This is a genomic window from Deltaproteobacteria bacterium, assembly GCA_009692615.1.
Lineage (GTDB): Bacteria > Desulfobacterota > Binatia > UBA9968 > UBA9968 > DP-20.
The window spans coordinates 52213-75824 of record SHYW01000006.1; the positions used below are offsets into that span (position 1 = coordinate 52213).

Annotated in this window: 25 protein-coding genes; 8 read left to right on the top strand and 17 right to left on the bottom strand. The window is 56.6% G+C overall.

Features of this window, described 5'->3' with window-relative positions:
• Positions 1 to 3: 3 nt before the first annotated feature.
• Complete coding sequence (locus EXR70_02485) at positions 4 to 1410, bottom strand: radical SAM protein (protein MSP37347.1); 1407 nt, start codon at positions 1408 to 1410, stop codon at positions 4 to 6.
• Between the two features lie 133 nt (positions 1411 to 1543).
• Between EXR70_02485 and EXR70_02490 the strand changes: the two genes are divergently transcribed.
• Both EXR70_02490 and EXR70_02495 read left to right on the top strand, forming a co-directional pair.
• The gene (locus EXR70_02490; GenBank protein ID MSP37348.1) at positions 1544 to 1924 is read left to right on the top strand and encodes a RidA family protein; all 381 of its coding nucleotides are present in this window, start codon (positions 1544 to 1546) and stop codon (positions 1922 to 1924) included.
• Between the two features lie 8 nt (positions 1925 to 1932).
• Positions 1933 to 2418 (top strand): cupin domain-containing protein, encoded by a 486-nt coding sequence (locus tag EXR70_02495; GenBank protein ID MSP37349.1) that lies wholly within the window; start codon positions 1933 to 1935, stop codon positions 2416 to 2418.
• Between the two features lie 70 nt (positions 2419 to 2488).
• Here EXR70_02495 and EXR70_02500 read toward each other — a convergent pair whose 3' ends face one another.
• The 3 genes from EXR70_02500 to EXR70_02510 all read right to left on the bottom strand — a co-directional run bounded on the left by EXR70_02500 (position 2489) and on the right by EXR70_02510 (position 5723).
• On the bottom strand, positions 2489 to 3493 hold the full coding sequence (locus tag EXR70_02500; GenBank protein MSP37350.1) for an amidohydrolase: 1005 nt from the start codon (positions 3491 to 3493) through the stop codon (positions 2489 to 2491).
• A gap of 212 nt (positions 3494 to 3705) precedes the next feature.
• Entirely contained in the window at positions 3706 to 4458 is a 753-nt protein-coding gene (locus EXR70_02505) for an NAD-dependent deacetylase (protein ID MSP37351.1), read from the bottom strand.
• 47 nt (positions 4459 to 4505) lie between these two features.
• Entirely contained in the window at positions 4506 to 5723 is a 1218-nt protein-coding gene (locus EXR70_02510) for an MFS transporter (protein ID MSP37352.1), read from the bottom strand.
• 102 nt (positions 5724 to 5825) lie between these two features.
• On the opposite strand from EXR70_02510, the gene EXR70_02515 reads away from it, so the two are divergent.
• From EXR70_02515 to EXR70_02525, 3 genes are all read left to right on the top strand, one after another.
• A complete protein-coding gene (locus EXR70_02515; GenBank protein ID MSP37353.1) occupies positions 5826 to 6818 on the top strand; it encodes an ABC transporter substrate-binding protein in 993 nt (330 codons plus the stop codon).
• Between the two features lie 166 nt (positions 6819 to 6984).
• Entirely contained in the window at positions 6985 to 8682 is a 1698-nt protein-coding gene (locus EXR70_02520) for a hypothetical protein (GenBank protein MSP37354.1), read from the top strand.
• A gap of 15 nt (positions 8683 to 8697) precedes the next feature.
• Positions 8698 to 9792, top strand: coding sequence for an ABC transporter substrate-binding protein (locus EXR70_02525; GenBank protein ID MSP37355.1), 1095 nt, complete (start codon positions 8698 to 8700; stop codon positions 9790 to 9792).
• An 82-nt stretch (positions 9793 to 9874) separates the two neighbouring features.
• On the opposite strand, the gene EXR70_02530 is transcribed toward EXR70_02525, so the two are convergent.
• From EXR70_02530 to EXR70_02540, 3 genes are all read right to left on the bottom strand, one after another.
• The gene (locus tag EXR70_02530) at positions 9875 to 10591 is read right to left on the bottom strand and encodes a two pore domain potassium channel family protein (GenBank protein MSP37356.1); all 717 of its coding nucleotides are present in this window, start codon (positions 10589 to 10591) and stop codon (positions 9875 to 9877) included.
• A gap of 234 nt (positions 10592 to 10825) precedes the next feature.
• Positions 10826 to 11068 (bottom strand): rhodanese-like domain-containing protein, encoded by a 243-nt coding sequence (locus EXR70_02535; protein MSP37357.1) that lies wholly within the window; start codon positions 11066 to 11068, stop codon positions 10826 to 10828.
• Between the two features lie 75 nt (positions 11069 to 11143).
• Complete coding sequence (locus EXR70_02540) at positions 11144 to 12274, bottom strand: 5-methyltetrahydropteroyltriglutamate--homocysteine S-methyltransferase (GenBank protein MSP37358.1); 1131 nt, start codon at positions 12272 to 12274, stop codon at positions 11144 to 11146.
• A gap of 85 nt (positions 12275 to 12359) precedes the next feature.
• Here EXR70_02540 and EXR70_02545 point away from each other — a divergent pair, with 85 nt between their 5' ends.
• Positions 12360 to 13181 carry an alpha/beta hydrolase gene (locus tag EXR70_02545; GenBank protein MSP37359.1) on the top strand — a complete coding sequence of 274 codons (822 nt, stop codon included), beginning with the start codon at positions 12360 to 12362 and terminating at the stop codon, positions 13179 to 13181.
• A 78-nt stretch (positions 13182 to 13259) separates the two neighbouring features.
• Here the strand turns inward: EXR70_02545 and EXR70_02550 are convergent, their stop codons facing one another.
• From EXR70_02550 to EXR70_02590, 9 genes are all read right to left on the bottom strand, one after another.
• Positions 13260 to 13610: a DUF2442 domain-containing protein gene (locus tag EXR70_02550; protein ID MSP37360.1), complete on the bottom strand. Its 351-nt coding sequence runs from the start codon at positions 13608 to 13610 to the stop codon at positions 13260 to 13262.
• Entirely contained in the window at positions 13585 to 13827 is a 243-nt protein-coding gene (locus tag EXR70_02555) for a DUF4160 domain-containing protein (protein ID MSP37361.1), read from the bottom strand. The genes EXR70_02550 and EXR70_02555 overlap by 26 nt, the downstream gene beginning before the upstream one ends.
• Positions 13828 to 14250: 423 nt before the next feature.
• The gene (locus EXR70_02560; GenBank protein MSP37362.1) at positions 14251 to 15186 is read right to left on the bottom strand and encodes an ABC transporter substrate-binding protein; all 936 of its coding nucleotides are present in this window, start codon (positions 15184 to 15186) and stop codon (positions 14251 to 14253) included.
• Positions 15187 to 15226: 40 nt separating this feature from the next.
• Complete coding sequence (locus EXR70_02565) at positions 15227 to 15466, bottom strand: hypothetical protein (protein MSP37363.1); 240 nt, start codon at positions 15464 to 15466, stop codon at positions 15227 to 15229.
• Positions 15467 to 15468: 2 nt separating this feature from the next.
• Complete coding sequence (locus EXR70_02570) at positions 15469 to 15705, bottom strand: hypothetical protein (GenBank protein MSP37364.1); 237 nt, start codon at positions 15703 to 15705, stop codon at positions 15469 to 15471.
• A 99-nt stretch (positions 15706 to 15804) separates the two neighbouring features.
• Entirely contained in the window at positions 15805 to 16527 is a 723-nt protein-coding gene (locus EXR70_02575; protein ID MSP37365.1) for a hypothetical protein, read from the bottom strand.
• 147 nt (positions 16528 to 16674) lie between these two features.
• Positions 16675 to 17217, bottom strand: a complete 543-nt coding sequence (locus EXR70_02580; GenBank protein MSP37366.1) for a tetratricopeptide repeat protein — start codon at positions 17215 to 17217, stop codon at positions 16675 to 16677.
• Complete coding sequence (locus tag EXR70_02585) at positions 17214 to 18218, bottom strand: ABC transporter substrate-binding protein (protein ID MSP37367.1); 1005 nt, start codon at positions 18216 to 18218, stop codon at positions 17214 to 17216. The genes EXR70_02580 and EXR70_02585 overlap by 4 nt, the downstream gene beginning before the upstream one ends.
• Positions 18219 to 18381: 163 nt before the next feature.
• Positions 18382 to 19800 (bottom strand): UbiD family decarboxylase, encoded by a 1419-nt coding sequence (locus tag EXR70_02590; GenBank protein MSP37368.1) that lies wholly within the window; start codon positions 19798 to 19800, stop codon positions 18382 to 18384.
• A gap of 161 nt (positions 19801 to 19961) precedes the next feature.
• Here EXR70_02590 and EXR70_02595 point away from each other — a divergent pair, with 161 nt between their 5' ends.
• Both EXR70_02595 and EXR70_02600 read left to right on the top strand, forming a co-directional pair.
• Positions 19962 to 21245, top strand: coding sequence for a sorbosone dehydrogenase family protein (locus EXR70_02595; GenBank protein MSP37369.1), 1284 nt, complete (start codon positions 19962 to 19964; stop codon positions 21243 to 21245).
• 251 nt (positions 21246 to 21496) lie between these two features.
• Positions 21497 to 22723, top strand: coding sequence for a sorbosone dehydrogenase family protein (locus tag EXR70_02600; GenBank protein ID MSP37370.1), 1227 nt, complete (start codon positions 21497 to 21499; stop codon positions 22721 to 22723).
• A gap of 165 nt (positions 22724 to 22888) precedes the next feature.
• Here the strand turns inward: EXR70_02600 and EXR70_02605 are convergent, their stop codons facing one another.
• A complete protein-coding gene (locus EXR70_02605; GenBank protein MSP37371.1) occupies positions 22889 to 23521 on the bottom strand; it encodes an SDR family oxidoreductase in 633 nt (210 codons plus the stop codon).
• Positions 23522 to 23612: the final 91 nt, after the last annotated feature.

Below are 23612 nucleotides of genomic sequence, written 5' to 3' on the forward strand. Positions count from 1 at the left end.
TCCTCACGCATTCGTATGGCCGTGCACGCAAGCCTTCAAGCCATTTTTCAGCGCGTCGTCGACTCGCGCTTCGTAGTCGACAACTTCATTAAGCAGAATAATGTCGTCGTAGGTGCCGTGGCCGCGGCCCATGATGCGGGTCTCGGGGTGGACGCTGTTGTGGGGCGCGATCGGCAGACTGTATTTTTTCCACGTCGCGTAATAGTTGGCCATCAACTCCAAGTAGAATTCCAACGGGATCATCGGCTGCGCATGACTCGATACGAGATTGGAACCAGGCTCCCGGCGCCATTGGTTGAGACGCGGAAAGATTCCCCGCTTCATCATGAAATCGAATCCCGAACTGGTCGATTTCACCGCGTCCTTAACGTTGTCAAACCCGTAGGGACGCGCCATCTCGACGCCGCTAACGAAGTTCGGCCGCACGTTGGTTTCGCCGAAGACGTCCACCGCATCGACCATCCCTTGCACCCAGTTGTCCCAACCGATCCTCCGGTTCTTGCCGGGATTGATCCATTCGAATAATTTGCGGTCCCACACTTCCATATTAGCGTGGTGGCCGTCGACGCCGGCGGCGCGGAAACGTTTGAGCGCGTCTTTGTCTTTGGCGTTGGTTTGTAAATAAACATGACGACGGTGGCCGCTCCACTTGAGCGCCTCGGCGTATTCGCAATAAAAAGTGTCCTCGTCTTTGCCGTGCAATGTTTTAGTAATCGTCCCGCCGGTGATCAGGTAATCGATCAGCGGCGTGAAGCCGACTTCGTCAGTCGCGTCCTGTTCGATGGAACGCGCCACTTCGACCATGTAGTCCATCGGCTTCACCGGCGGATTGAAGGTGAAGTCTTTCGAATCTTTCATCTGCCGGGCATTGATATTGATATCGCAAAAGCGGCATTCCTCATCCGGTCCCCAGTATTGGCAATTGCGAAACGCCGTAACGAAGTAACCATAGGCGATGATCTCGTGATATGCCGTGCCGTCTTCGAACTTGCGCGTGTAATATTTCAGCGGCGGCGGAAACGCTACGTCGCACAGCTCTTTTCCTTGCAGAAACAACTTCGGCTTGCCATCGACCGCGTCGATCACGTAAGGCGAATCCGAATTCAAAGTCGTCTGCACCGTCACCGGCCTGAGCCCGTATTGCCCGCCGCGCATCGTGAACCACTCGGTGATCTTGCGATGCTCCTTGCGCTTCATGTCTTTCATCGGCATCAGATCGTAGGAAAACAGCCGGTAGGATTTCACCAACGCGTCCGACGCCAACTCCAACGCCGCATCGGTGAACCAATGGCCATCGCGCAAGAGATCGTGTTTGAGCACGACTTCGCGCGGCATGTCCGAATATTTTTTGAAATACGCTTCCAGCTCGTTCAACGTCCGGCCAGTTTCACTTTGGGCAACCGCTTCCATGGGCGACTCCTTCGTTGGGGTTATAGGTTGGTCCTTCCCATAGCACCGATTTTCCCCCGGCGCCAGCGAACTGGACCAGCTTGCGGCGCCGTGCTATGAGAAGGGCAACGATACGAATCAAGGAGATTTCGCTATGGCAAAACGCAAAAGCATTCACGTCCCCGGCATGGAACATGGCGCGCCGATTCCCAATGGCGTAGTCATCGGCAATATGGTTTTTTCCTCGGCCATCGGCGGCAAAGACGCCAAGACTGGAGTGCTCTCGGATAATCCCGACAAACAGGCCGAAGCGATGTTCCGCAATCTGCGTCTGTTCATGGAAACCGTCGGCGGCAGCGTCGACAACATCGCCTACATGAAAGTCTATTTGAAAGACGAGAAGTATCGCGACAACGTCAACGGCCCTTGGGAGAAAATGTTTCCCGACGCCCACGACCGCCCCGCCCGCCACGCCCTCAAAGTCGAGCTGCGCGGCAAGAATTTATTTCAAATCGAAATCACCGCGGTGCTCTAGAAAAAAGAATGGCCACAAAGAACGCAAAAATAAATCCGAACGTAGGGGCGGGTTTCCGCAAACCGAACAAATTTCAAACTGTAAATAATCAGGAGGACACCCCAATGCCCATCGAAGTCATCGACATGGTCGATTTCGCCCACCAGGAAAAAAAGCGCAAAGAGATTTTCAACACGCCGCGCTTCCACGCCTGGATGCACTATTACAAACCCGGACATAAAGACGACATGCATTGCCACAACGCCGACCAGACGTTTTATGTCATCGACGGCGAATGCACCATGCGCTTCCCCGACGGCGGCACAGCCGTGCTCAAACCCGGCATGGCCGCGACCATCACCGGCGGCTCGTTCTATCAATTGGAAAATTGCAACGACAAACCGATGATCATGATGGGCAACCGCTCCGGGCCTTCGGAAAATATTCAGATCATCGATTACGTCACGCGCAAAGATACCCGACAGAAAGTCCAAGCGGATTTAAACGCGGGATAATCGAAAAATGTTTGCCGGGGTGCGGCATGCTGTACCCCGGCGGTTTCCGTAACCCGGCACGCCAGAGATTCTAAATCCCATACAGCTTCTTCGGATTGTCGTAACTAATTTTCCGCTTCGACGCGTCCGAAATATCGTCGCGGTCGAGAAACTCCTGCACGGCTTTTTTCATGCTGACGATACCTTCGTGGGGAAAATCCGACGCCCAGAACAGACACTCATCGCCGAGCAACTCTAAATCGCGCCCGGTCGTCATCTCTTCGCCGCACTGAAAATATATTTGTCCGCGCTCGATCAGTTTTGCCGGTGGCAATGCTTCGCCCATGCGGTTGCCCATCTTGCTCATCAGATAGGGAACCCAGCCGCAGCCGGCTTCTAAGAAAGCAATTTTTAAATCCGGCAGCCGGCCGAGAATTCCTGAGAACATGAAGTTGGTGAACTGGCGCATCTGCGGCCAGACATGGGCCAAGGTCGCCGCCTCGCCGCGGTACATGAACAGATCGTTGTTGCGCAAGGAATTCTGCGAATGCACCGCCAGCATGCAGCCCAGCCGATTGGCCTCTTCGTAGACCGGATGAAACTCCGGATGACCCAGCGGCCGTGGCAAACCGTCCGCCGGCAGCACCGCGCCGACCATGCCGAGATCTTTGACGACGCGGCGCAGCTCGGCAACGGCGGCGGGAACGTCTTGCATCGGCAAAATCGCCATGCCTTTCATGCGCGGCTCGTGGCGCAGAAAACGATCGTAAAGATAATCGTTGTAGGCCTTGCTCAAATCGACAGCGAAATCGGCCATGCCGACCTGGCCGATATGCATCCAGCGCGTCGGATAAATCACCGCCGCTTCGAGCTGGCCGATATCCAAAGCCTGTTGCCAGTCTTGCAGCGAGGGAATCAAGAACGACGCGCCGATCCCCTCGCGCCCCGCCTGGCGGTGCCAGCCATGATGCGGCAGCAGCGGGAAATACATCACCGCCTCGCGCCGCGCCTTGTAATAGTCCGGTAGATATTCGTAGACATCGCTCTCGACCTCGCGGATATGCCCGTCAGCATCGATCATCTTCCAGTCAGCCATAAAGTCTCCTTCTTGAGCACAACTAGATCACGGAACTTTTCACCACGAAGGCACGAAGGGTTTGGATGATCAGAACTCCGAGCTTCGTGTCCTTCGTGGTGAAGATGTCGGTTACGTCTCCGCGCAAAAGAGGGCGTATGCCATACGCCCCTGCAAACTGGGTTCCTCTTTGCGTCCTTTGCGTTCTTTGCAGCTAATTTTCCGAATCCGACTCAGCCATCGGCGATCATCTCGCCGAACTTGCCGCAGAACTCGCCGATGGCGCCGTTATGAACGAAGTCGGCCATGTCGTCCAACGGCCCTTCTTCCCGATTGATGATCGCCAACAGCGCGCCGTTGCGTTTCGCCACCACCGGGAATGACGCCGCCGGCTGCACTTGCAGCGACGAGCCCATGACGATGAAAATCTCCGCTTGCTCGGTCCACTCCTGCGCCACGCGCATCGCCTGCTCGGGCATCGCCTGGCCAAAAGAAACCGTCGCCGATTTAAGAATGCCATCACAGCTGTCACACTTCGGCGAGGAAAAATCGCCGACCAGTCGATTGATGATCGGCTCGGGCTCGAACTCCCTGGCGCAGTTCAAGCAAACGATCTTCCGGTTCGAACCATGTAACTCGACGATCTTACCGTCCGGCACGCCGGCGATGCTGTGCAAACCGTCGACATTCTGCGTGATCAGACCGACGAGCTTTTCTTTCACGCTCAGCGACTGCACGAAGTAGTGACCGACGTTGGGCTTGGCGTTTTTGTATTGCTCCCAGCCGTCGAGCCGCCGCTTCCAGGCTTCGATGCGCGCGGCTTCGCTCGTCAGGTATTCTTGAAACGTCACCGGCCGATAGCGCGTCCAAATTCCACCGGGGCTGCGGAAGTCCGGGATGCCGGATTCCGTACTGATACACGCGCCGGTAAAAACTACGATCCGATCGTTGCCGCGAATCTTTGCGGCGAACTCATCGAGCTTCATGGTAAAACAATTTATAGAACAGCCAATGTGCCGCTTACAACCGAAAACTAATGGCCGCCTTTGGCCGACGCCGGCAACTTGAGCGACATCGCAAGTACGCCAGCAGCAGTAATTAACAGACCGGTAAGGGTGAATCCCAAAGCGAACAGTTTGGCATCGCCCATCATGCCGATAAACGTCGGGATCGCGCCGCCACCGATCAGATAGCCAAAAGGAATCGTGAAGCCGACGGCGAGATTGCGCGCCTGAGGCGGCGCCAAAACCGCCAGCGCGGCAAATCCGGCTGGGAAAAACCAAACAGCCAGCGCCGGTTGAACGATCACCGCGGCGCTCATCCAAGAGTCCGCGACCAAACCGAGTAGCAACGTCAAAAGACCGGTGACGATCAAACTCACCACCATGGTGAGCTTGGGGCCGAGGCGGTCAGAAGTCCAGCCACCGAGCATGCCGAACAGCGGCCCGTAGGAGCGCGACAACGCTGTCAGCGTGTTCGCCCAACTCGCGTCCAAATGACGGTCGTTGACGAGATACAGCGGCAGCATGGCATAGATCCCCACCGTCGAACTCACGCCCATGCCGAAGAGTATCAACATGATCCAAAACGCCGGCGTGCGCACGAGCGCGGCGAAGGCGTTGGACGCCGGCGATTCGCCGGAGAAGCGGCCGCCCTGTCCGTAGCGATGATAAGCGACCGTGATCAGCACGGAGGCGCAGCCCAACACCGCCAACGCCGCGCGCCATGTCGAATGGCGAAGAAATAGTTCAGCGACAAACGGACCGGTGAAAAATGCTAGATTGGGCGCCAGCTCATGAATCGCGATCGCTTTGCCCCAGTGGCGCTGGTCGACCAGCGCGGTGATCGTCGCGATGGCCGACGGCATGTACAGCCCCGCGGCCAACCCCAAGGCATACAATCCCAAACGCATGACCGACAAACTGCTCGACGCCGAAAGCAGAAACAGCGCCAGACCGACGCCGGTGCCGGAAATGACAACCGTTTGCCGATGACTCGTACGCGACGAGAGAAATCCCGAACCGAGCAAACCGGAAAGATAGCCTGCGGAGATCAGGAAGAAAAAAAAGCCCGCTTGGCCGTGACCGATCGCCAACTCATTTTCGATCGTCGGCAAGAGCGGCGACAGAATCACCCGCGAGATGAAATTGAGCAGAAAGATCGCCGTGAGAAAGAACACCGGCCCGACCTGGCGTGCGAATGACGCGCCCGTCGGGTAATCGATTTCTGCGCCTGCGCTTTTATTCGCCATCGTCTTTGAGGTATCTTCGCGTTGAATAAATCCGACTCACATTGTCTACAATGCGCTGGTAAAAGAAGCCAACGCTAGATAGTGACGGCTCTTGGAGGATTCATGCTCCGCAGAAAAATCGCGCCGATGACGCTATTCCTGATTGTCGGCTTGCTGACACGCGCGGCGTTTAGCGCCACACCGCAAACGTCCCTGCGCTTGCTCTACCCGAGCTTCGCCGGCAGCTGGGCGACCGCGTGGATCGCCAAAGAAGCGGGCTATTTCAACGCGGAAGGATTGGATGTCGAAATGATTCGCGTCGGCGGCAGCACGCGCATGGTTGCCGCTTTGCTGGGCGGCAGCGCGCCGATCATTCAGGCCGGCGCTTCCGCGGCATTGGCGGCGACGGCGGCCGGCAGCGACGTGGTGATCATCGGCTCCACCGGCACGGTCTCGCCCTTTCGACTAATCGCCCGCCCGGAGATCAAGCAACCCGCCGACTTGAAAGGCAAAAAAGCCGGCATCACCACCTTCGGTTCCACCTCGGATCAGATGGTTCGCATCGCGCTGAAAAAATTCAATCTCGAACCGAACAAGGACGTAGCGATGCTGACCTTCGGCGCCCAACCGGAAGCGTTCGCGGCGTTGATGAACGGCATCGTCCAAGTGGCGGCGCTGAGCTATCCCCTTTATCCCAAAGCCATCAAAGTCGGCATGCGCGAGCTGGTCAACTTCGGCGACCTCGGCGTCGAGGATATCAACGGCACGGTGATCACGACGCGCGCTTTTCTGACCCAGCATCGCGACACGGCGCTGCGTTTTCTCCGCGCCTTCACCCGCGGCATACAGCGCTATCGGGCCGATAAGGAATTCAGCAAAAAAGTCTTGGCCAAATACGGCAAGATCACCGACGAGGAAATTTTAGAAGGCACCTGGCAAGACTACGCGCCGACACTGCAGAAAAGTCCGCGCCCGTCGCTGAGCGGAGTGCAATATTTGATCGAGAACCAGTTCTCGGGCAAGAAACCGCTGCCCAAAGTCGAACAGTTCGTCGACAGCTCGCTCGCCGAACAACTGGAAAAGAGCGGCTTTGTCGACGCGCTTTATAAACAATGATTCGGAAGATTCTCTCGCAAAGGCGCAAAGACGCAAAGTTCGGATGAGAAGAATAATTCTTTTTCAAATGTTTTTCATTTTCCGAACTTTGCGAGATTGGCGCCTTTGCGAGAGATATTCTTAGATTCTGTAGAACAATAAATGATTCAAGCTTGGAGACCCCTTGATGAAAGATTCTAATCGTAACCGATTGCTGGCCGTCGCCCTGGTGCTCGTGTTGAGCGCCCTGTTAGCTGCGCCAAGTCTAGCGCAAATAATTACACCGTTGGTGATTCAAGGCGGCACGCTGATCGACGCCACCGGGCGCGAGCCGATTCGGGACGCGATCATTGTCGTCGAAGGCGAACGGATCAAAGCCGTCGGCAAGCGCGGCGAGATCGCGATTCCACGCGGCGCGAAGATCATCGACGCCAAAGGCAAAACAATTTTGCCGGGATTTATCGACGGCCATTGCCATCTGCTCGACTTCATCGGCGAAATCTATCTCCACCTGGGCATCACATCCTGCCCCGATATCACTCAGAACGATGACGAGTGGACCCTGGCGCAAAAGAACGGCACCAATCTTGGTAAGATTCGCGGCCCGCGCATCTGGTCCACCGGCGGCCGTTTAGTCGGCCCGCCGCCCGCCTGGGCGCTGCGCGGCGAGCGCGGTTATTTAGTGAAAACGCCCGAAGAAGCGCGTGAAGTCGTGCGCAAGAAAAAAGCCGCCGGCATCGAGATAATCAAATTCAATGAATATGTCGCGCCCGAAGTCATCAAAGCCGGCGCTGAAGAGGCGAACCGCTTGGGCATGCCGATCACTTGCCACTGCCTCGATGTATTTCTCGCCGCGGAAAATAATTTCGCCGGCGTCGAACACCACTGGGGCATGGGTATGACCACCATCGGCGATTTGAAGAAACGCTGGGAAGTGCATGAGCAGCGCATGACCGGCAAGATCAACACCGCCGATCTTTCTTATTTTTATGAGACGGAAAATTTCGACAAGGTTGTCAAAGCCGCGGTCGATAAAAATATTTCCTGGAGCCCGACCATCGCCACTTGGTACCGCCCGCTGTCGCCCAGCGTGGCGCGCTTCAAAGAGCGCGAGCTGTCGATCCTCGATCACAAAAATGCCGGCTACCTGCCGCGCGTCCTGCGCGAACAAGCGCTCGGCCAATATGAACGCTACGCCAAGTTCGCGCCGGAGCGTCTGGCGCGGGCGCAGGAAGGCTACAAGAAACTCGAAGACTTGATGCGCCGCTATGTCAAAGCCGGCGGCTTGATTCGCGCCGGCTCCGATCCGAACAATGGCTTGCCCGGCCTCGGCGTGCACCAGGAAATGGTCATGTTCGTCGAAGCCGGCTTGACGCCCATGCAGGCGCTCCAAGCCGGCACGATCAACGTCGCCAAAGCCTTTCGCAAAGATAAAGACTACGGCACCGTCGAAGCCGGCAAAGTCGCCGACATTATCGTCATCGACGGCGACCCGCTGAAAGACATCTGGGCCGTGCAAAACGTCAAGCAGGTGATACTCGGCGGCAAGATCGTCGACCGCGAGTTCCACGCTAACTATAAGAATCCGATTCCCGCCATCCGCGCGTGGCGTTCCACGCCGCAGGAAATTGACGTTACCCCGCGCGCGCTCACCCAAGGCGCAGGCGGCACCGTCAAAGTCACGGCTCGGCGCGGCTTCGACAAATTTCACAAGGTAATGTTCAACGGCAAAGAGATCGAAACCCGCTTTGTCAGCGCGAGCGAACTCGAAGCCATCGTGCCAGCGCAACTGACCAAAAAGATCGGCACCTATCCGATAACGGTAGTCGGCCAAGGCGACTCCGCGTCGCGCTCCGCGCCGGCGTATTTTATCGTTACATACTAACCGTAGGATCACTCAATGACGGATTTTTCCAGTTCAACTGTTGTAGCCGTCCCCCTCCTTTCTCACACCCTCCCCCTAAGACGGGGGAGGGTAAGGGTAGGGGTGTTCAAAGCCACCGCGGCAATTCTGATCACACTCGCGGCAATTTCATTATTCAACAAAAACGCCGCAGCCCAATCCGCAACCCTCCGCGTAATCTTTTACCCGCCTTGGAACATCAGCAAGCTACCCATGTACATGGCGCGCGACGCCGGAATCTTCGAACGCAATGGCTTAAAAATAACCTGGACCAATCCCGGCTCCAACGAAAAACTGTTAGCCGCGCTGAAAAACGGCGCTGCCGACATCGCCGTCGTTAGCGCCAACCACGTCGCCCAGAACAACGCATCCGGCGGCCCGACAATGTTGCTGGTCGGCAACACCGGTTATAATTACTCAGCATTTTTCGCCGACTCAACGATCAAGAGCGCCGCCGATCTCAAAGGTAAAAAGATCGGCACCGGCGAGCCCGGCAGCACGCCGGATCAGCTCACACGTCTGGCGCTGCGCAAGCTCGGCATCGATGCCGGCAAAGACGTGACGCTGATTCCCTTCGACGAAGGCAGAAACACCGACCGGGTGAAAGCTCTGCTCGGTGGTACGGTGGCGGGAATGATGATTACCGCGGAGACAATGTACGATCTGGAAAAAACCGGCGAGATCAAAAAGCTCAACCGCCTCACCGACCACAAGCAGCTCAAAATATACGCCGGCGGCGGCGCCGACTACGCGATCTCCGCCACACTGTTAAAAAATCGCCGGGACGATGCGAAAAGATTCATGAGCGCGATTTGCGAAGGCATCGCGCTCACGCGCAAAGAAAAAGCCAAAGCACTAGAATTCGTCGCAAAGACGGGCCGAAACATGGACGCCGCCGGCATTGAATATCTCTACCGGCTCTACACCGCCGACGTGATTCCCGCGCGGCCGCATTTGAAACCGGAAGGCATCGAGCTGGCGATTCAGATGACCTCGGCCATGTTTCCGAGCAGCCGAAACTTGAACGCGACGGAGCTAACCGATGCGACGTTAGTCCCCGAGTTGGAAAATGAAGGCCGCTGTAATTTTTAGCGAACGAATTCTATTTCGCCGTCCTCATGTAGGGGCGCAGCATGCTGCGCCCTCCCCGTTTCCGTTACGCCTTTGCGCGCAATCATCCAATGCGCCGCGCCAGTTCTTGAATCTGATCCATGGTCTCTTTCAACCCCGGCGCATATTGGCGCGGCACGCACTCGCCGCAGATTTCGTTGGCCAGCTGGCTGATCGAGCGCAGAGCGGAATCGAGCATGGCCGAGCGCGTGTCAGGCAAGGCCGCGCCCACTTCAACCAACGCCTGCAAGCAAATGATCAGATTGGAGAGCAGCGACTCCATCATCTCTTCATCCGGCATCACCTGGCAACGATAGAGCAGATCGTGCACCGCCTGTAACTCGCCGCGAAACATTCGCACGGTGCTTTCCAAGCGACGCAAAACCAAATCCGGTAACACGCCCTGCTCGGCTTGTAGTTGCTGCACCACGCCGAGATCGGAGAAGACCAAATGTAAATTGGTACGCACGCGGTTCAAGCGGTCTTCGAAAGTCGTGCGGTGAATCTGCTCGGTCAGCTCCTCTTGGCGGCGGGAAACCAATTTGGAAATGACGCAGCCGAAAATCAGCAAGCCTGCGGCGCCTTCGACGATCGCGAAGATGCGCAGCGCGCCGGTGGGAATCACATCGCCATAACCGATCGACAACGCCGTGACGAAACTGAAATACATCGCCGTGCCGAGACCATTGAGATCCGGTTTGACCGCAACGTTGCCAGCTTGAAGTCTCCAGCCCATGCCGATGCCGGCAAGCCAGTAAATCAAACCGAATACCATGATCATGCCGAGCCAGATACCGACGAGAGTCTCAAGCGACAAGTTGGCGACGACTTCCAACCACGAGAGCCGACGCGAGACTAACGGTGACGCGACCGAGCCGATGGGAGTCGACACCGGCAGCACATCCTGTTCCACCTCAGCGCCACTCTCGGTCCAATCCGCCATGCCGCCAACGTAATAACGCAAGTGGGTGTAACCCTTTTTTTCGAGCAAGCTCACGGCTTGCTTGCCCAACGGTCAGGTCGGACCGGCGCAATGAATCGCAACCTCCAGCGCCAAATTGGAAAGCAGCCGCGGCGCTTTAAGCTCGATGTCGGCAAGCGGCAGATTGATGGAACCGGGAATATGGCCGGCTCTGAACGAATCCACCGGCATGACATTGACCAGCGCCAAGGCGCGATCCTGCAAGCGCGCAAGTATTTCCTCGCGCGAGATCGTCGAATACTCGTGAATCGGTTCTTGAATTTGCGGCTTCGCCATCGAATGAGACTTTGCTTATTAAAAAAGTATCAACCCCGTTTAGATGCTCACCGTGGGGAAAAAGTTGCAGTCTCTTTACACACTCCCCCACACATCTCGCGCAACGTTGACGATGAGCGTCAACTTGGCGATTTGATCCGCCACGGTCAGCTTGTTGCCCAACACCGTACTGGAGAATCCGCACTGCGGCGCAATGCCGATCTGGTCGAGGGGCGCGACTTTGGCCGCTTCGTCGATGCGCCGCTTGAGGTCGTCGGCATTTTCCAACGCACCGGTTTTGGTCGTCACCAAGCCGAGCATGATACGCTTGCCCTTGGGCAGGTAGCGCAGCGGCGCGAAGTTGCCGGCGCGCGGCGAATCGAATTCGAGGAAGTAGCCGTCGACCTTCAACTCGTTGAACAATACTTCCGCAACCGGATCGTAGCCGCCTTCGGCTACCCATGCGCTGGCGAAGTTGCCACGGCACAGATGCGTATAGACCAGCATGTTGGCAGGGCGGTCCTTGATGCAGTCATTGATCAGATGGGCGTAGAGCGACGGCAGCTGGTCCGGATCTTCACCGATTTTCTTGGCGCCCTCGCGCATCTTGGGATCGCACAGATACGCCAGGTTGGTGTCGTCGATCTGCAAGTAGGTGCAGCCGGCCGCCGCCAGGGCTTGGATCTCCTCGCGATAAACCCGCGCCAGGTCAATGAAGAACTGTCCCATCTCCGGATACGCCGCGGCGCTCACGCCGCCGCGCCCGCCGCGAAAATGCAGCACCGAAGGCGACGGGATCGACAACTTCGCCGTGACTTTGGTCGCCGACTGAGTGAATTTAAAATTCTCCACCTCGTGCTCACGCACGCGGTTCAATTTACCGGTGACTTCAAAGCGGGTCGGCGAGCGCTGCAAGTTGGCGTCGCCGCCTTGAAACGATTTACCCGCCTCCTCGGCCAAACCTTCTTTGACCAACACACCCTCAAACTTGCGAACGAAATCGACGTTCCACAGTTTACGCCGATACTCGCCGTCGGTGACCGCTTGAAGGCCGATATCTTCCTGCATCTTGATAACATCGCGAATGCAGAGATCCTCCACGGCGCGCAGGGCAGCATCGTCGATCTCGCCGCGCTCGCGCTGATCCCGCGCCTCCAATAACGCTGCGGGCCGCAGCAAGCTACCGACATGATCGGCGCGAAACGGTGGGGCTTTCTTCTCCGCCATGGAATTCTCCCTCTATGCTAAATGATGCTTTGAAATTTTCGTCAGCTGCGCCATAGTGGCGCCAACATTTCCGCAAGGAGTCACCATGCGCACCGAACTTATCAGAATCGACACGCCAACGCACCCGCTCGACGGCGCCTACTACACGCCCGACGGGCCGAGCAAAGGCGCGGCGATGTATTGCCACGGCAACCAGATGAACTTCTACGTCTGCGCCGCGCGCTTCCTCGCGCCGCACATCACCGCGTTGGGTTACGAATATCTCGCCTTCAATCGGCGCGGCCACGACTCGGTGAGCACTTTCGACAGCCGCGAATGCGTCGGCGGTGCCTACCAAACCGTCGCCGAAGGCGTCGAAGACAACGCGGTGGTGGCGAAATACTTAGCGAGCAAAGGATTCGCCAATCCGATCGTCATCGGCCACAGCAACGGCGGCGTGCTCGCCAGTGAACATGTAGCGCATCATCCAGAAACCAAAGCGTTAATATTGTTATCCGCCCACACCGGCGGCAACCGTATGGTCCACCAGCGCGCCGCGCGCAACTTTTCACTCGCCGGCGATGTTGAGAATCAGAGAAAGGACGCCGAGGCACTCATCGCCGCGGGCAAACCCAGACAGCTCATGCTGATCCCCGCCTTGTGGTGGGTGATCTCGGCAAGAACATTTCTCGACCGCCTGACCAACGCCCCCGACCTGCTAGAGAACGCCCAGAAAATCACCTGCCCGGTCCTCTTCATCCGCGGCGACCAAGAGCCAAAAGAAAACTACCCGGCCGAAGCTTTCGCGAAAAATTGCCCCGGCCCCTGTGAAGTCGCGATCGTGCCGAACTGCGATCACTTTTATGTTGGCGCGGAGGAGAAAGTTTCGAAGATTGTGACGGAGTGGCTGAAGAAAACGCTAGAATAAGACGTCGGGTATTACATTTGACATAGAGTACGGTTCTTGCGTCAGTCGGGTGACGCGCCGTTCACCCAACTGACAAGACTAACCGGCGCGCGACGCCTTTCGGCGAGACCTTGTTGTACGTGTCGTTGGCCGCGATGAACGCTTCCCGAGCCACTTGCTGAGTGACGCCTGGCTTTCTCCCGACGCCCTCCCTGCTATCAGACCTTCAACACTGATATCCTCGTCGATATCCTCCCAATGAATACCGACGCCTCGGCCGATTAAACGCCAATGCTTTCGTTCTGCTAATGACGCGTGCGCTAAGCGCGGGAACCATGCGAGCGGAACGGAGAGACTTCGTCCATCGCTTAGGTCCACAGTTAGCGTGTCGTCCGATACGGCAACGTTTTCAACAAAGGGAATTTCAATTTCGACTGCCGAAGTACTCATCCCAAACCTCCATCAAAACCTCTCGGTGCTCGCTCACCAATCTTTCAATTCGCGCAATCTCTACGCGTGACAAACCACCGCTAGTTTGCAGCCGAATTGGCTCGAGCCAAAATTTCGCGATCCGATCGTCTCGCTCGATGTGCACATGCCGCGGCTCGTCACGATCGCCTGCATAGAAAAAGAATCGATAAGGGCCGACCCTTAAGATCGTTGGCATTCAGCGTTTCCAAAACGTTCTTCAAGATTAGAATATCATAATTCTAACCCTGAAGTATCGAAGTAATCAACCTGGGCCACCGGACCAACGCCTCGGACCTGCAAGCGAACGCAAAAAAATCACCTGCCCGGTTCTCTTCATCCGCGGCGACCAAGAGCCAAAAGAAAATTATCCCGCCGAAGCTTTCGCGAAAAATTGCCCCAGCACCGTGCGAAGTCGCGATCGTTCCCAACTGCGATCATTTTTATGTCGGCGCGGAAGATAAAGTTTCGAAGATTGTGACGGAGTGGTTGAAGAAGACGTTGGGATAATCATTTTAGGGGCAGTTTTTCGAAGATTCATTGGCACCGAAAATTAGAATTGTGTCCCTGGAAATCTCCCGGAAATCCTCCCCGGAAATCCGCGTTCATACCGACACGGCGTCTATTTCCGATAAAGCTGCTTGATAAACCCCGACCGTTCCATCTCCTCGACAAAACTCCCATCGACAAATTCTTTCGGATTCGCCTCACCAGCTTTGGGAGTTTTTCCTGTGAGATCGTCGAGCAAGGTCTTCACTCCATCCACCGTTGGTTGCGGCACTTCGGGGAACAGCGGGCGGGGGCTGTTGTAGGTGCGTTCGAGATTTTCGGCGTCGTTGGTGCGCAGGTATTTGCCAATGACGGCTTTGGTCCATTCTTTTTCAGTTTTATAAATTTGAATCGCTTCGGTCATCGCGCGCACGAAGCGGGCGAACACCGGGCGCCGCGCTTTGATCGTTACTTCGCGCGACAGCACGCCGGCCCAATGAAATGGAATTTTCAACGCGCCAACGTCGATAAGAGTTTTGAAACCGACCTTCTCGGCTTCGCGGACGAAAGGTTCTGTGGAGATACCGAACTGGATCAAACCTTTTGCCATGGCGGCAACCGCTTGCGCCGTGCCGCCGACGGAGATGAGCTTCACGTCCTTCTCCGGATCGAGGCCGAAGCGACGCAGCACCAGGCGAATTCCTAAATCGGTGGAGGCGCCGAAACGATTGATACCGCCGCTCTTACCTCTAAGCTCCTGTACTGAGTTAATCGATTTCAACGCCACCAGCTGATTAGGAAACGTCGGCATCACCGCCATCAACATCACCACGTCAATTCCGGCGAGCCGCGCGCTGACCAGATTGGTCACGCCTGTGACGTTCAAATCGACATCGCCGGCGACCATCGCTTGCAACGCCGCCGGACTGGCATTGATCTGAATTATTTCCGCGCTGATATTATATTTCTTGAGCAGGCCGCGTTCCTGAATGATCCACACCGGCGCAGGCGATGCGCAGCTTGTCCTGCGCGCTAGGATCTGCGACAAAAAAGCAAACCCAATATGCAAGGAGGAGCAGCTTCACTGCGAATCACGCGAGGGACACGCTTCAAGTCGAAGCACGGAGAAGAGCACGTTCTAGCGGGCGCGGCACGTCGAGTCGATAAAAGCGGTCGGCTGAGTATCCATAGTCTTCGCCGCTTTCATCAACGACGCGGAGGTAGCCGTGCGATTCGGCCTCCTCGTCTGGAACAATTCGGTACAGCTTTCCGACATCGAGGGAAGCTTGGTACTTTTTGTTGTTGATGCAGACTGCGAACAATACTTGTTGCTTAGGTCGTTTCTTCATAACTAATCTAAAAGCGGAAACTTTATCTTGAACTCTTTGCGGCCTATACCGTGAGCTTCGTACCAGTGTACCTCAGCGGTATGAATCGTGCCATCGATCAGGCGAACCCGAGCGACTCCCTTCAACTTTCGCCAGCGACCGGGACCGAACCGTCTCCGCAGCCGGGCCAATCCGCGGATCCGTGGCCCAACGGCGATCGGTTCTATTTCTCGAATCGGGCCAACAAGCTCAAAGTCCATCGGATCTAAAGAGAATCAACCTTTGCCACAACTTCGAGTCACTTGCAGGTAGTTAAATTAGTCGTCGAATGTTTTGAATGTAATGATCGACTACTTTATTTAAACTCCCAGCGCCGGCCATTCCCGCATCAAGCGGCCGTAGCCGGTCATCGGAAACTTCTTACCGAGCTTCGACAGCACATACCAAAGCATCGCCGGGTTGCTGGCGATCACGGTGGCTTTCAGTTCGCTCTCGACCCGCTCCAAGCACTTGATCGGATCGAGCACCGCGCCTTGAAAATAGATCGCGTCGACTTTGCCGACGGCGGCCAGATGCTTCTTGGTGAGTTCAAACACTTCGTCCGGCGTCATACGCTTTGGAACGGCGAGTTCATCAAATGAATTAGGCGAGATCGCGGTAACGCCGGCCTTGGCCAAATGCGCAACGATCAAATCATTTAACTTAGCATCGAAAGGCGTCAGCAAAAGCACACGCGGCGCGGAATAAACGCCCAGCGCGGCGACACAAGCGTTGAGCGCGGTAGTGAAGGGAATCGTCACCGCCGCTTTCAAATCGTCGAACAATCCGGGATTGAGCACCTCGGTCGGCGCGGCGGTGAGGATCAATCCGTCCCACTTACGCTCGGCGATAAATGCTTCGATCCGGCCAAGAATGATTTCCTTCTTGTCGCCGATCTCGTAAAGCGACTTGCCGTAAAGGTTCAACCCCTGGAAGTCGAGCTCGACATCCTGCGGCACCAGCGGCGTGAAACTGCTGTAGTGCGGCATATTACTCGACCCGCCACTCACGAAACCGATTTTCGTTTTAATTTGTTCCGCCATGAAAAGACCTCATCGTAACAGCGAACTTTTCTGCAAGCACTTCCCCTCCTTCATCCTGCCCCGCACGCGGGGGAGGAAAGAGGCTGGGGGCGCCTTCGAAACTACGTTTACGCCTAGCGACTAATCACTAGCCGCAATCACTGCTCCCTACTTCTTCCTCGCTTTGTAAGCATCGATCTCTTTTTTCAGATCGTCATATTCTTCGCATTTTCCAAACCATGGACAGGCTTTTTTGAGCGATGCCAATTGCTTCTCGGCGTTGTCGGGCTGATTCATGTCGAGATAAAGCTCGCCCAAATACTCATGCGCAAAGCGGTGATCCGAATCGATCTTTAGCGCCTTTTGATACGACTCCATCGATTTAGCGAAGATCCCGCTCTTGCGGTAGCTGTAGCCGAGCATGCTATGAGCGTCGGCATCGTTGGGCGATTCCTGCACCGCTTTAGTCAGAAATCCGATCGCCGATTTGAAATCCTTCGCCGCGATGGCTTTGCGCGCCGCCACGACGTTGGCGCTTTCCGGTTTCGCTTTCGCCTCCGGCAAATCGGCAAAGGCGAGGGATGGTCCGACAACCAATGCCAAGGCCAAGGTAACGGACGGAAATAGTTTTTTCATACAACCTCCATGCAATCTGCGATTACTTCTGGAATCTAACTCATCGCGCTGCGCCGCTGCAACAGTCGCACTCATTTCTTGCGCAACTCCGCTTTGACTTCGCGTAACAAAGTGAGATCGACTAACCGATCCAACGGGATCTCGGCGCTATAACCCGACTCTTGCCGCACTTTGTCGACGATACTCTTCAACACGGGCTCTTCGATGTCGCCGTCGGCGTTGACGATTTGGCGGAGGATTCGATAGGTATCCGCGGCGATCCGCGGCTCCAAAGCGAAGTCCTTTTGTAAATAGGCGACCACTTCGGCTTCATTCTTCACCAGCGCGTCCATGCTGCGCAACGTGGCGCGGATCACGGCGCGGACTTGTTCGTGGCGCTCTTTGATATGGTTCACCCGCGCGACCAAGCCGCCCTGGAGATCGCGCACGTCGTAGGTATTACCGAGATCGGGAAAACCGCCGAGAGTCGCCATCGAGGTGTAGGGCGGACTCAAGACCACCGCGTCGCTACTTTTCGCCAACAAAGCTGTGTAACTGTTCGCCGTCGTATTGGTCGAGATATACGCCACCTTTTCGTTGCCAAGTTTTTTCATCAGCGTCGTTGCCGCATAGTGCGCCAAGGAGCCGATGCCGCTCACGGAAACGTTTTTAATCCGCGCCGGCGTCATCCCCGGCTGGCCGATCAAACTAAAACTCAAGCGGGTTTGAATAAAAGCGATGGTACGCAGCGGCACACCTTTCATCGCCGCGCGCAGAGATAGTCCACCGGCGGCGGAATAGTCCAGATCGCCCGCAGCCAGCGCCGTCACACCTAGCGGCGGGCGCATGACGATGATCTCCAGATCGATGCCTTCGCGCGCGAAAAATCCCTGCGCTTTACCGAAGTAGTAAGGAACAAAAGTCAGCGCCTTGGCCGGCACGGTGAGACGCACGGGCTCGAGCGGTTTTGTTTGCTGGGCATCCGCCGGTAGCACCATCCCGAGCAAAAGAACTAGCAGCAACAAACTCATCGCGCCCTTTGTCGAACCCGAGGGCGACCGGCCGGTCGCCCCGACAATAACCGCGTCAATACTCATAACGTTCTTGCTAGCGAAACCCACTCAGAAGGGCAACCACGGGGGGTTGCCCCTACAATCGAAATCCATCCCAAAATTTTTTTGCGCCCTTTGCGCTCTTTGCGGTTAATTATCCGATTCCGAATCTTCTGAGGGCGCGATTCATCGCGCCCCTACGGCAATTTTATTTCTTCCCCGCCAAACTCGCGCCAAATTTTTCCGTCACTTGTTTTTTCAACTCGGCGCTCGCGCCCGAAACTTTGGGGAATTCGTTGATCCATTCGTAGGGGCGACAAGCATCGATGATGCCGCGCGATTGAAAGCCGCGCTCGCTCGGCGGAATGATCGGATCGATGGGGTTACTCCAGCAGCGCCGGATGATTTCGATGTCCTTGGCCGGATCGGTGCGCGTGCACAGCGCCCAGAGCAGTTCGTTGGTGTCCCAGATGTCGATATCGTCGTCGACCACGATCACGTAGCGCGTGAGCAGCGCCGCGGCGCGGCACTGCGACGCGATCAGCGCCGCTTGGCGCGCGTGGCCGGGATAGCGCTGCTTGATCGACAGCGCGACCAGCAAGCGCGTCTGATGATAGGCGACGCTGCGCACGTCCGGCACGCCCGCCTTGTCCAAGTAATTCCAGATATAGGCAGCGCGGATCAAATTATTTTCCGCCCCCGGCGCCGGTTTGAACGGCGGCGCGCCGGTGATGATCGGATCGTTGCGATACATCAAACGCTTCACTTTGAGCATCGGCTCGGCGCGCAAGCCGCCGGCGTAATATCCGGTGAATTCGCCGAACGGCCCTTCGGGTATCGACGTGCCGGGAATCACTTCGCCTTCGATGACGATTTCCGAATACGCTGGGATCGGCAGTCCGGTGTGTTTACCGACAATCACTTCATAGGCTTCGCCGCGCACGCCGCCGGCGTAATCGTATTCAGACTCACCGGCGGGAACTTCCATTTGGCCGAAGAACCACAAGAGCGGATCGGGACCGAAGCTAATCGCGACCGGGAACGGCTGGCCCTTGTCGAAATATTTTTGCCGATGAATGTGGCCGTGATGGCCCGGCGACATGTAAAGCGCCAACGTGTCCTTGTCATGCACCATGACGCGATAGCAACCGACATTGATCCAACCGTCGTCGAGATCGCGGCTGATAGTCGCGTCCAGCGAACCGATGTAGCGGCCGCCGTCGCCTTCATGCCAGTGCGGCACCGGTAAGGAAAGTAAATCGATATCTTTACCTTCGAAAACGTTTTCCATGACCGGCCCGGAGTCGACGACCCGAGGCGGTATCAACGTCGGCATGTCCAAGCGTTTTTTCCAGGCATCGATGAATTGATCGCGGCTGTAGTTGAGCGGTAGATGATTAGTCAAGCATTGGCGTTTGAGCGTTGGGTTGTGAATGCCGGTGAGAACGCGCCGGCCGGCGGGGTAATCTTTGATCTTGTCGAACAATACCGCCGGCGGCGGATTGGACTGCGCCGCGACTTCGGCAACGGCGCCGAGTTCTTGATTCCAGTCCGCCCCTTCGACAACGCGCAACTCGCCGAACGAGTCGACGCCTTCCAACCAGCCGCGCAAATCACGATAGTGCATCCGCTCTCCTCCGAATCGGCGGCGATCTTAGAACGGAGCGCCGTTGAGCACAACCTTATTATTGTGCTTCATGCTTTTGCGCGGCGGACCAATTGTTGTATATTGCGGCACCATCGGTCGGCCGCTAAGGCGGAATATACAAATCACGGAGGACGAATATCATGGCTAAGTTTTTTCTCCATCGCTTCGCGCTCGCAGCTGCGGTTGCGGCGGTCTGTTCCTGCGCAACCTTGGCGAACGATACGCCGCACCGCTACGCCGCCGGCACCCGTCCGGCCGATCAACTCCAGTTACCGGCGCCGTTCGACACGCCGTCGGCGCGCAACCAATCGAAAGTGATCGGTTGGCCCCAAGGCCGAACCCCCAAAGCCGCGCCCGGTTTCGAAGTCAGCTTGTTCGCCGACAAACTCGACAACCCGCGCGAAACTTATGTCCTACCAAATAAAGATGTCCTCGTGGTCGAGAGCATTCGCGAGTGGCCCGGCCGCGCCGACCGGCCGGAGAAATCGGCCAATCGCATCACGCTATTCCGCGACACCGACAACGACGGCAAGCCCGATTTACGCGAAACCTTTCTCACCGGACTGAACATGCCTGAAGGCATGTTGCTACTCGGCAATTGGTTCTACGTCGGCAACACCGACGGCGTAGTGCGCTATCCTTATCGCGCCGGCCAGACGAGAATCGACGGCAAAGGCGAAAAAATTCTCGACCTGCCGGCCGGCGGCCACCACACGCGCACGCTGATCGCCGATCCGACCGGCAAGAAAATTTATGTCGCCATCGGCTCGGCATCCAATGTCGATGAAGAAAATGTTTGGGAGAAAGATCAGCGGCGCGCTGGAATAATCGAAATCAATCCCGACGGCAGCGGCATGCGAATATTTGCCAGAGGCATCCGCAATCCGGTAGGCATGGATTGGGAGCCGAAAACCAAAACTCTGTGGACCGTGGTCAATGAACGCGACTTGTTGGGCGACGATCTCGTGCCGGATTATCTGACTAGCGTGAAGGAAGGCGCGTTTTACGGCTGGCCCTATTCTTACTTTGGCCAGATCGAAGACCCGCGCAAAAAAGGCCAGCGTTCCGATCTAGTCGCCAAAGCGATCAAGCCCGACTATGCCTTGGGCTCCCACACCGCCTCGCTCGGATTGGCTTTTTACAACGGCAAAGCTTTTCCCGAACGCTATCAAGGCGGCGCGTTTATCGGCATGCACGGATCGTGGAACCGCTCCAAGATGGTCGGCTACAAGCTAGCTTTCGTGCCGTTCGCCAATGGCAAACCCGCCGGCCCGATCGAAGATATTCTCACCGGCTTCATCGCCGACGAGAGCAAGTTCGAAGCCTACGGCCGCCCAGTCGGCGTCACGCTCTTGCCCGACGGCTCCCTATTGGTCGCAGACGACAGCGGCAACAAAGTCTGGCGCGTCACGGCAAAAAAATAGTTGGCCGCAAAAAACGCAAAGCTACGCAAAAAAGAATTTAGATTTGTCGGGGCAAGGCGTGCCTTCCCCTCTTGAATGAACCTTCAACCGACTATTGCCGAAAATATTCCGATTGTTTTTTGTGCGCCCTTTGCGGTGAATCTTCCGACTCCGCCATTTTTTTGATCACGGCAGAAAGAAACTCGACGCAGGACATGACCATCTTCCGTCCAAACCTTGTGTCCGTAGCCTGTGGTGAGCGTAGTCGAACCATGCTCTTTGTGGTTGCCGTCTTCCTTTCTCCGTCTCCAAGCTTTAGCGCTGAAACAATCAATCGCCCAGTGATAGAAACCGGTCCAGCGGAACAGTTGGTCCTACCGCCGCCGGGGGCAACCCGCTCCGCCGCCAAGCCCTCCACAATCGTGCCTTGGCCCAAGGGCATGAAGCCTAGCGCGCCGGCGGGATTTACCGTCGAACTTTTCGCCGAGGATTTGGACAACCCGCGCAACATTTACATCTTGCCCAACGGCGACGTGTTGGTCATGGAGTCCCTGCGCCAACCGGAAAGCCGCATCCTGCTGTTTCGCGACTCGAACCAGAGCGGCAAACCGACATCTCGCCATGTGTTTGCGCGCAAGCTCAACAGGGCCTTCGGCATGGCGCTCATCGGCAAGCGCTTTTACGTCGGCCACACCGACGGCGTCGCGGCCTTTCCCTACCGCGCCGGCGATACCCAGCTCAAGCGCCAGGGCGAAAATATTTTGCCCTTGCCGGCGGGCGGCCACTACACGAGAAATCTCCTCGCCGATCGCGCCGGCAAAAAACTCTACGTCGCCGTCGGCTCGGCGACCAACGTCGACGAACAGCGCGTCGATGAAAAAGATCCGCGCCGCGCGGCGATTTTGGAAATCGGCGCCGACGGCCGCGCCCTGCGCGTGTTCGCCAGCGGCATGCGCAACCCGGTGGGCATGGATTGGCAACCGACGACGAATCAATTATGGACGGTGGTCAACGAGCGCGACGGCCTGGGCGATGAGTTGGTGCCGGACTATCTCACCGGCGTCAAAGAAAATGCTTTTTACGGCTGGCCCTATTCATACTTCGGGAAGCACGAAGATCAGCGCAAGAAAGACCAACGGCCCGATCTAGTCGCCAAAGCGATCAGCCCCGACTATGCCCTGGGCTCCCACGTCGCCCCCCTCGGCTTGGCATTTTACACCGGCAAGTCATTCCCACAGCGCTATCAAGGCGGCGCCTTCATCGGCATGCATGGTTCGTGGAACCGCTCAACTCTGGTCGGCTACAAAGTGACCTTCGTACCGTTTCAAAACGGCAAACCGAGCGGCCCCATCGAAGATTTTCTCACCGGCTTCCTGGCCAATCCGAAATCCGCCGAAGTCTACGGCCGCCCGGTCGGCGTCGCGGTCTGGACCGACGGTTCCTTGCTGGTCGCCGACGACGGCGCCAACAAAGTCTGGCGCATCAGTGTGAAGAAGTAAGCGATCAACAACAATGTTCCTAATGCGGTATAGCCGCAACCAAGCGTGAAAGAGTTTTTCACCACGAAGAGCACGAAGTTCGGAATATCAATCATCCGAAACCTTCGTGTCCTTCGTGCCCTTCGTGGTGAATACAACCTTCGTGGTTACTTCTTTTGTCCGCGGCTAAACTCTTCCGACTTCGATCAATTGCCCGGACACATAATCGGAATCGCTGGTCGCGAAAAACAAAAATGCCGGTGCGATCGCTTCCGGCGGGACGAACTCCCGATCGCGCTTTTGAATGCCCAACTGCTCGCGGCGAAATTTCGTCAGATCCTCGGTCATGCGCGTGTCCGCCACCGGTGAGATGCAATTGACCTGAATGTTGTACGACTTGAGTTCATTGGCGGCGTTTTTGGTGAAAGCGATGATGCCGCCCTTGGCCGCCGCATAATCGGCGACGCCGAAGGAACCGCGCAGCGCCGAGGGCGCGGCGATGTTGATGATCTTGCCTTTGCGTTGCTGCTTCATCACCGGCAACACCGCCTGGGTGCAATTGAACGTGCCTTTGAGGTGCACACCGATGGTTTCATCCCAACGCTCGTCGGAAATTGTTTCAATCGGTCCCAAGCGCAAAATTCCGGCGTTGTTGACCAGCACGTCGATGCGCCCCCATTTTGCCAGAACCGTCTGCATGAGCCCGTCGAAATCGCCGCGCCGCGCGACATCGGCTAGCGCCGCGATGCACTCGCCGCCCAACGTGTCAATGGCGGAGAGAAAATGTGCCAGATAGCGGCGCAATAGTGTACCAGTCAGGTTAAGAGAAAAGGGCTTTGAAGCCCCTGGGGTTTATTGTTGAGCTGGCACGTCGATTTAGATTTTGGTGTTGGGTTCTCCTTCGGTTGGC

Excerpts from the sequence above, each read along its gene's own strand:
- EXR70_02485 (MSP37347.1), bottom strand. The coding sequence starts at position 1,410 with ATGGAAGCGGTTGCCCAAAGTGAAACTGGCCGGACGTTGAACGAGCTG.
- EXR70_02490 (MSP37348.1), top strand. The coding sequence starts at position 1,544 with ATGGCAAAACGCAAAAGCATTCACGTCCCCGGCATGGAACATGGCGCG.
- EXR70_02495 (MSP37349.1), top strand. The coding sequence starts at position 1,933 with ATGGCCACAAAGAACGCAAAAATAAATCCGAACGTAGGGGCGGGTTTC.
- EXR70_02500 (MSP37350.1), bottom strand. The coding sequence starts at position 3,493 with ATGGCTGACTGGAAGATGATCGATGCTGACGGGCATATCCGCGAGGTC.
- EXR70_02505 (MSP37351.1), bottom strand. The coding sequence starts at position 4,458 with ATGAAGCTCGATGAGTTCGCCGCAAAGATTCGCGGCAACGATCGGATC.
- EXR70_02510 (MSP37352.1), bottom strand. The coding sequence starts at position 5,723 with ATGGCGAATAAAAGCGCAGGCGCAGAAATCGATTACCCGACGGGCGCG.
- EXR70_02515 (MSP37353.1), top strand. The coding sequence starts at position 5,826 with ATGCTCCGCAGAAAAATCGCGCCGATGACGCTATTCCTGATTGTCGGC.
- EXR70_02520 (MSP37354.1), top strand. The coding sequence starts at position 6,985 with ATGAAAGATTCTAATCGTAACCGATTGCTGGCCGTCGCCCTGGTGCTC.
- EXR70_02525 (MSP37355.1), top strand. The coding sequence starts at position 8,698 with ATGACGGATTTTTCCAGTTCAACTGTTGTAGCCGTCCCCCTCCTTTCT.
- EXR70_02530 (MSP37356.1), bottom strand. The coding sequence starts at position 10,591 with ATGATCATGGTATTCGGTTTGATTTACTGGCTTGCCGGCATCGGCATG.
- EXR70_02535 (MSP37357.1), bottom strand. The coding sequence starts at position 11,068 with ATGGCGAAGCCGCAAATTCAAGAACCGATTCACGAGTATTCGACGATC.
- EXR70_02540 (MSP37358.1), bottom strand. The coding sequence starts at position 12,274 with ATGGCGGAGAAGAAAGCCCCACCGTTTCGCGCCGATCATGTCGGTAGC.
- EXR70_02545 (MSP37359.1), top strand. The coding sequence starts at position 12,360 with ATGCGCACCGAACTTATCAGAATCGACACGCCAACGCACCCGCTCGAC.
- EXR70_02550 (MSP37360.1), bottom strand. The coding sequence starts at position 13,610 with ATGAGTACTTCGGCAGTCGAAATTGAAATTCCCTTTGTTGAAAACGTT.
- EXR70_02555 (MSP37361.1), bottom strand. The coding sequence starts at position 13,827 with ATGCCAACGATCTTAAGGGTCGGCCCTTATCGATTCTTTTTCTATGCA.
- EXR70_02565 (MSP37363.1), bottom strand. The coding sequence starts at position 15,466 with ATGAAGAAACGACCTAAGCAACAAGTATTGTTCGCAGTCTGCATCAAC.
- EXR70_02570 (MSP37364.1), bottom strand. The coding sequence starts at position 15,705 with ATGGACTTTGAGCTTGTTGGCCCGATTCGAGAAATAGAACCGATCGCC.
- EXR70_02575 (MSP37365.1), bottom strand. The coding sequence starts at position 16,527 with ATGGCGGAACAAATTAAAACGAAAATCGGTTTCGTGAGTGGCGGGTCG.
- EXR70_02580 (MSP37366.1), bottom strand. The coding sequence starts at position 17,217 with ATGAGTGCGACTGTTGCAGCGGCGCAGCGCGATGAGTTAGATTCCAGA.
- EXR70_02585 (MSP37367.1), bottom strand. The coding sequence starts at position 18,218 with ATGAGTATTGACGCGGTTATTGTCGGGGCGACCGGCCGGTCGCCCTCG.
- EXR70_02590 (MSP37368.1), bottom strand. The coding sequence starts at position 19,800 with ATGCACTATCGTGATTTGCGCGGCTGGTTGGAAGGCGTCGACTCGTTC.
- EXR70_02595 (MSP37369.1), top strand. The coding sequence starts at position 19,962 with ATGGCTAAGTTTTTTCTCCATCGCTTCGCGCTCGCAGCTGCGGTTGCG.
- EXR70_02600 (MSP37370.1), top strand. The coding sequence starts at position 21,497 with ATGCTCTTTGTGGTTGCCGTCTTCCTTTCTCCGTCTCCAAGCTTTAGC.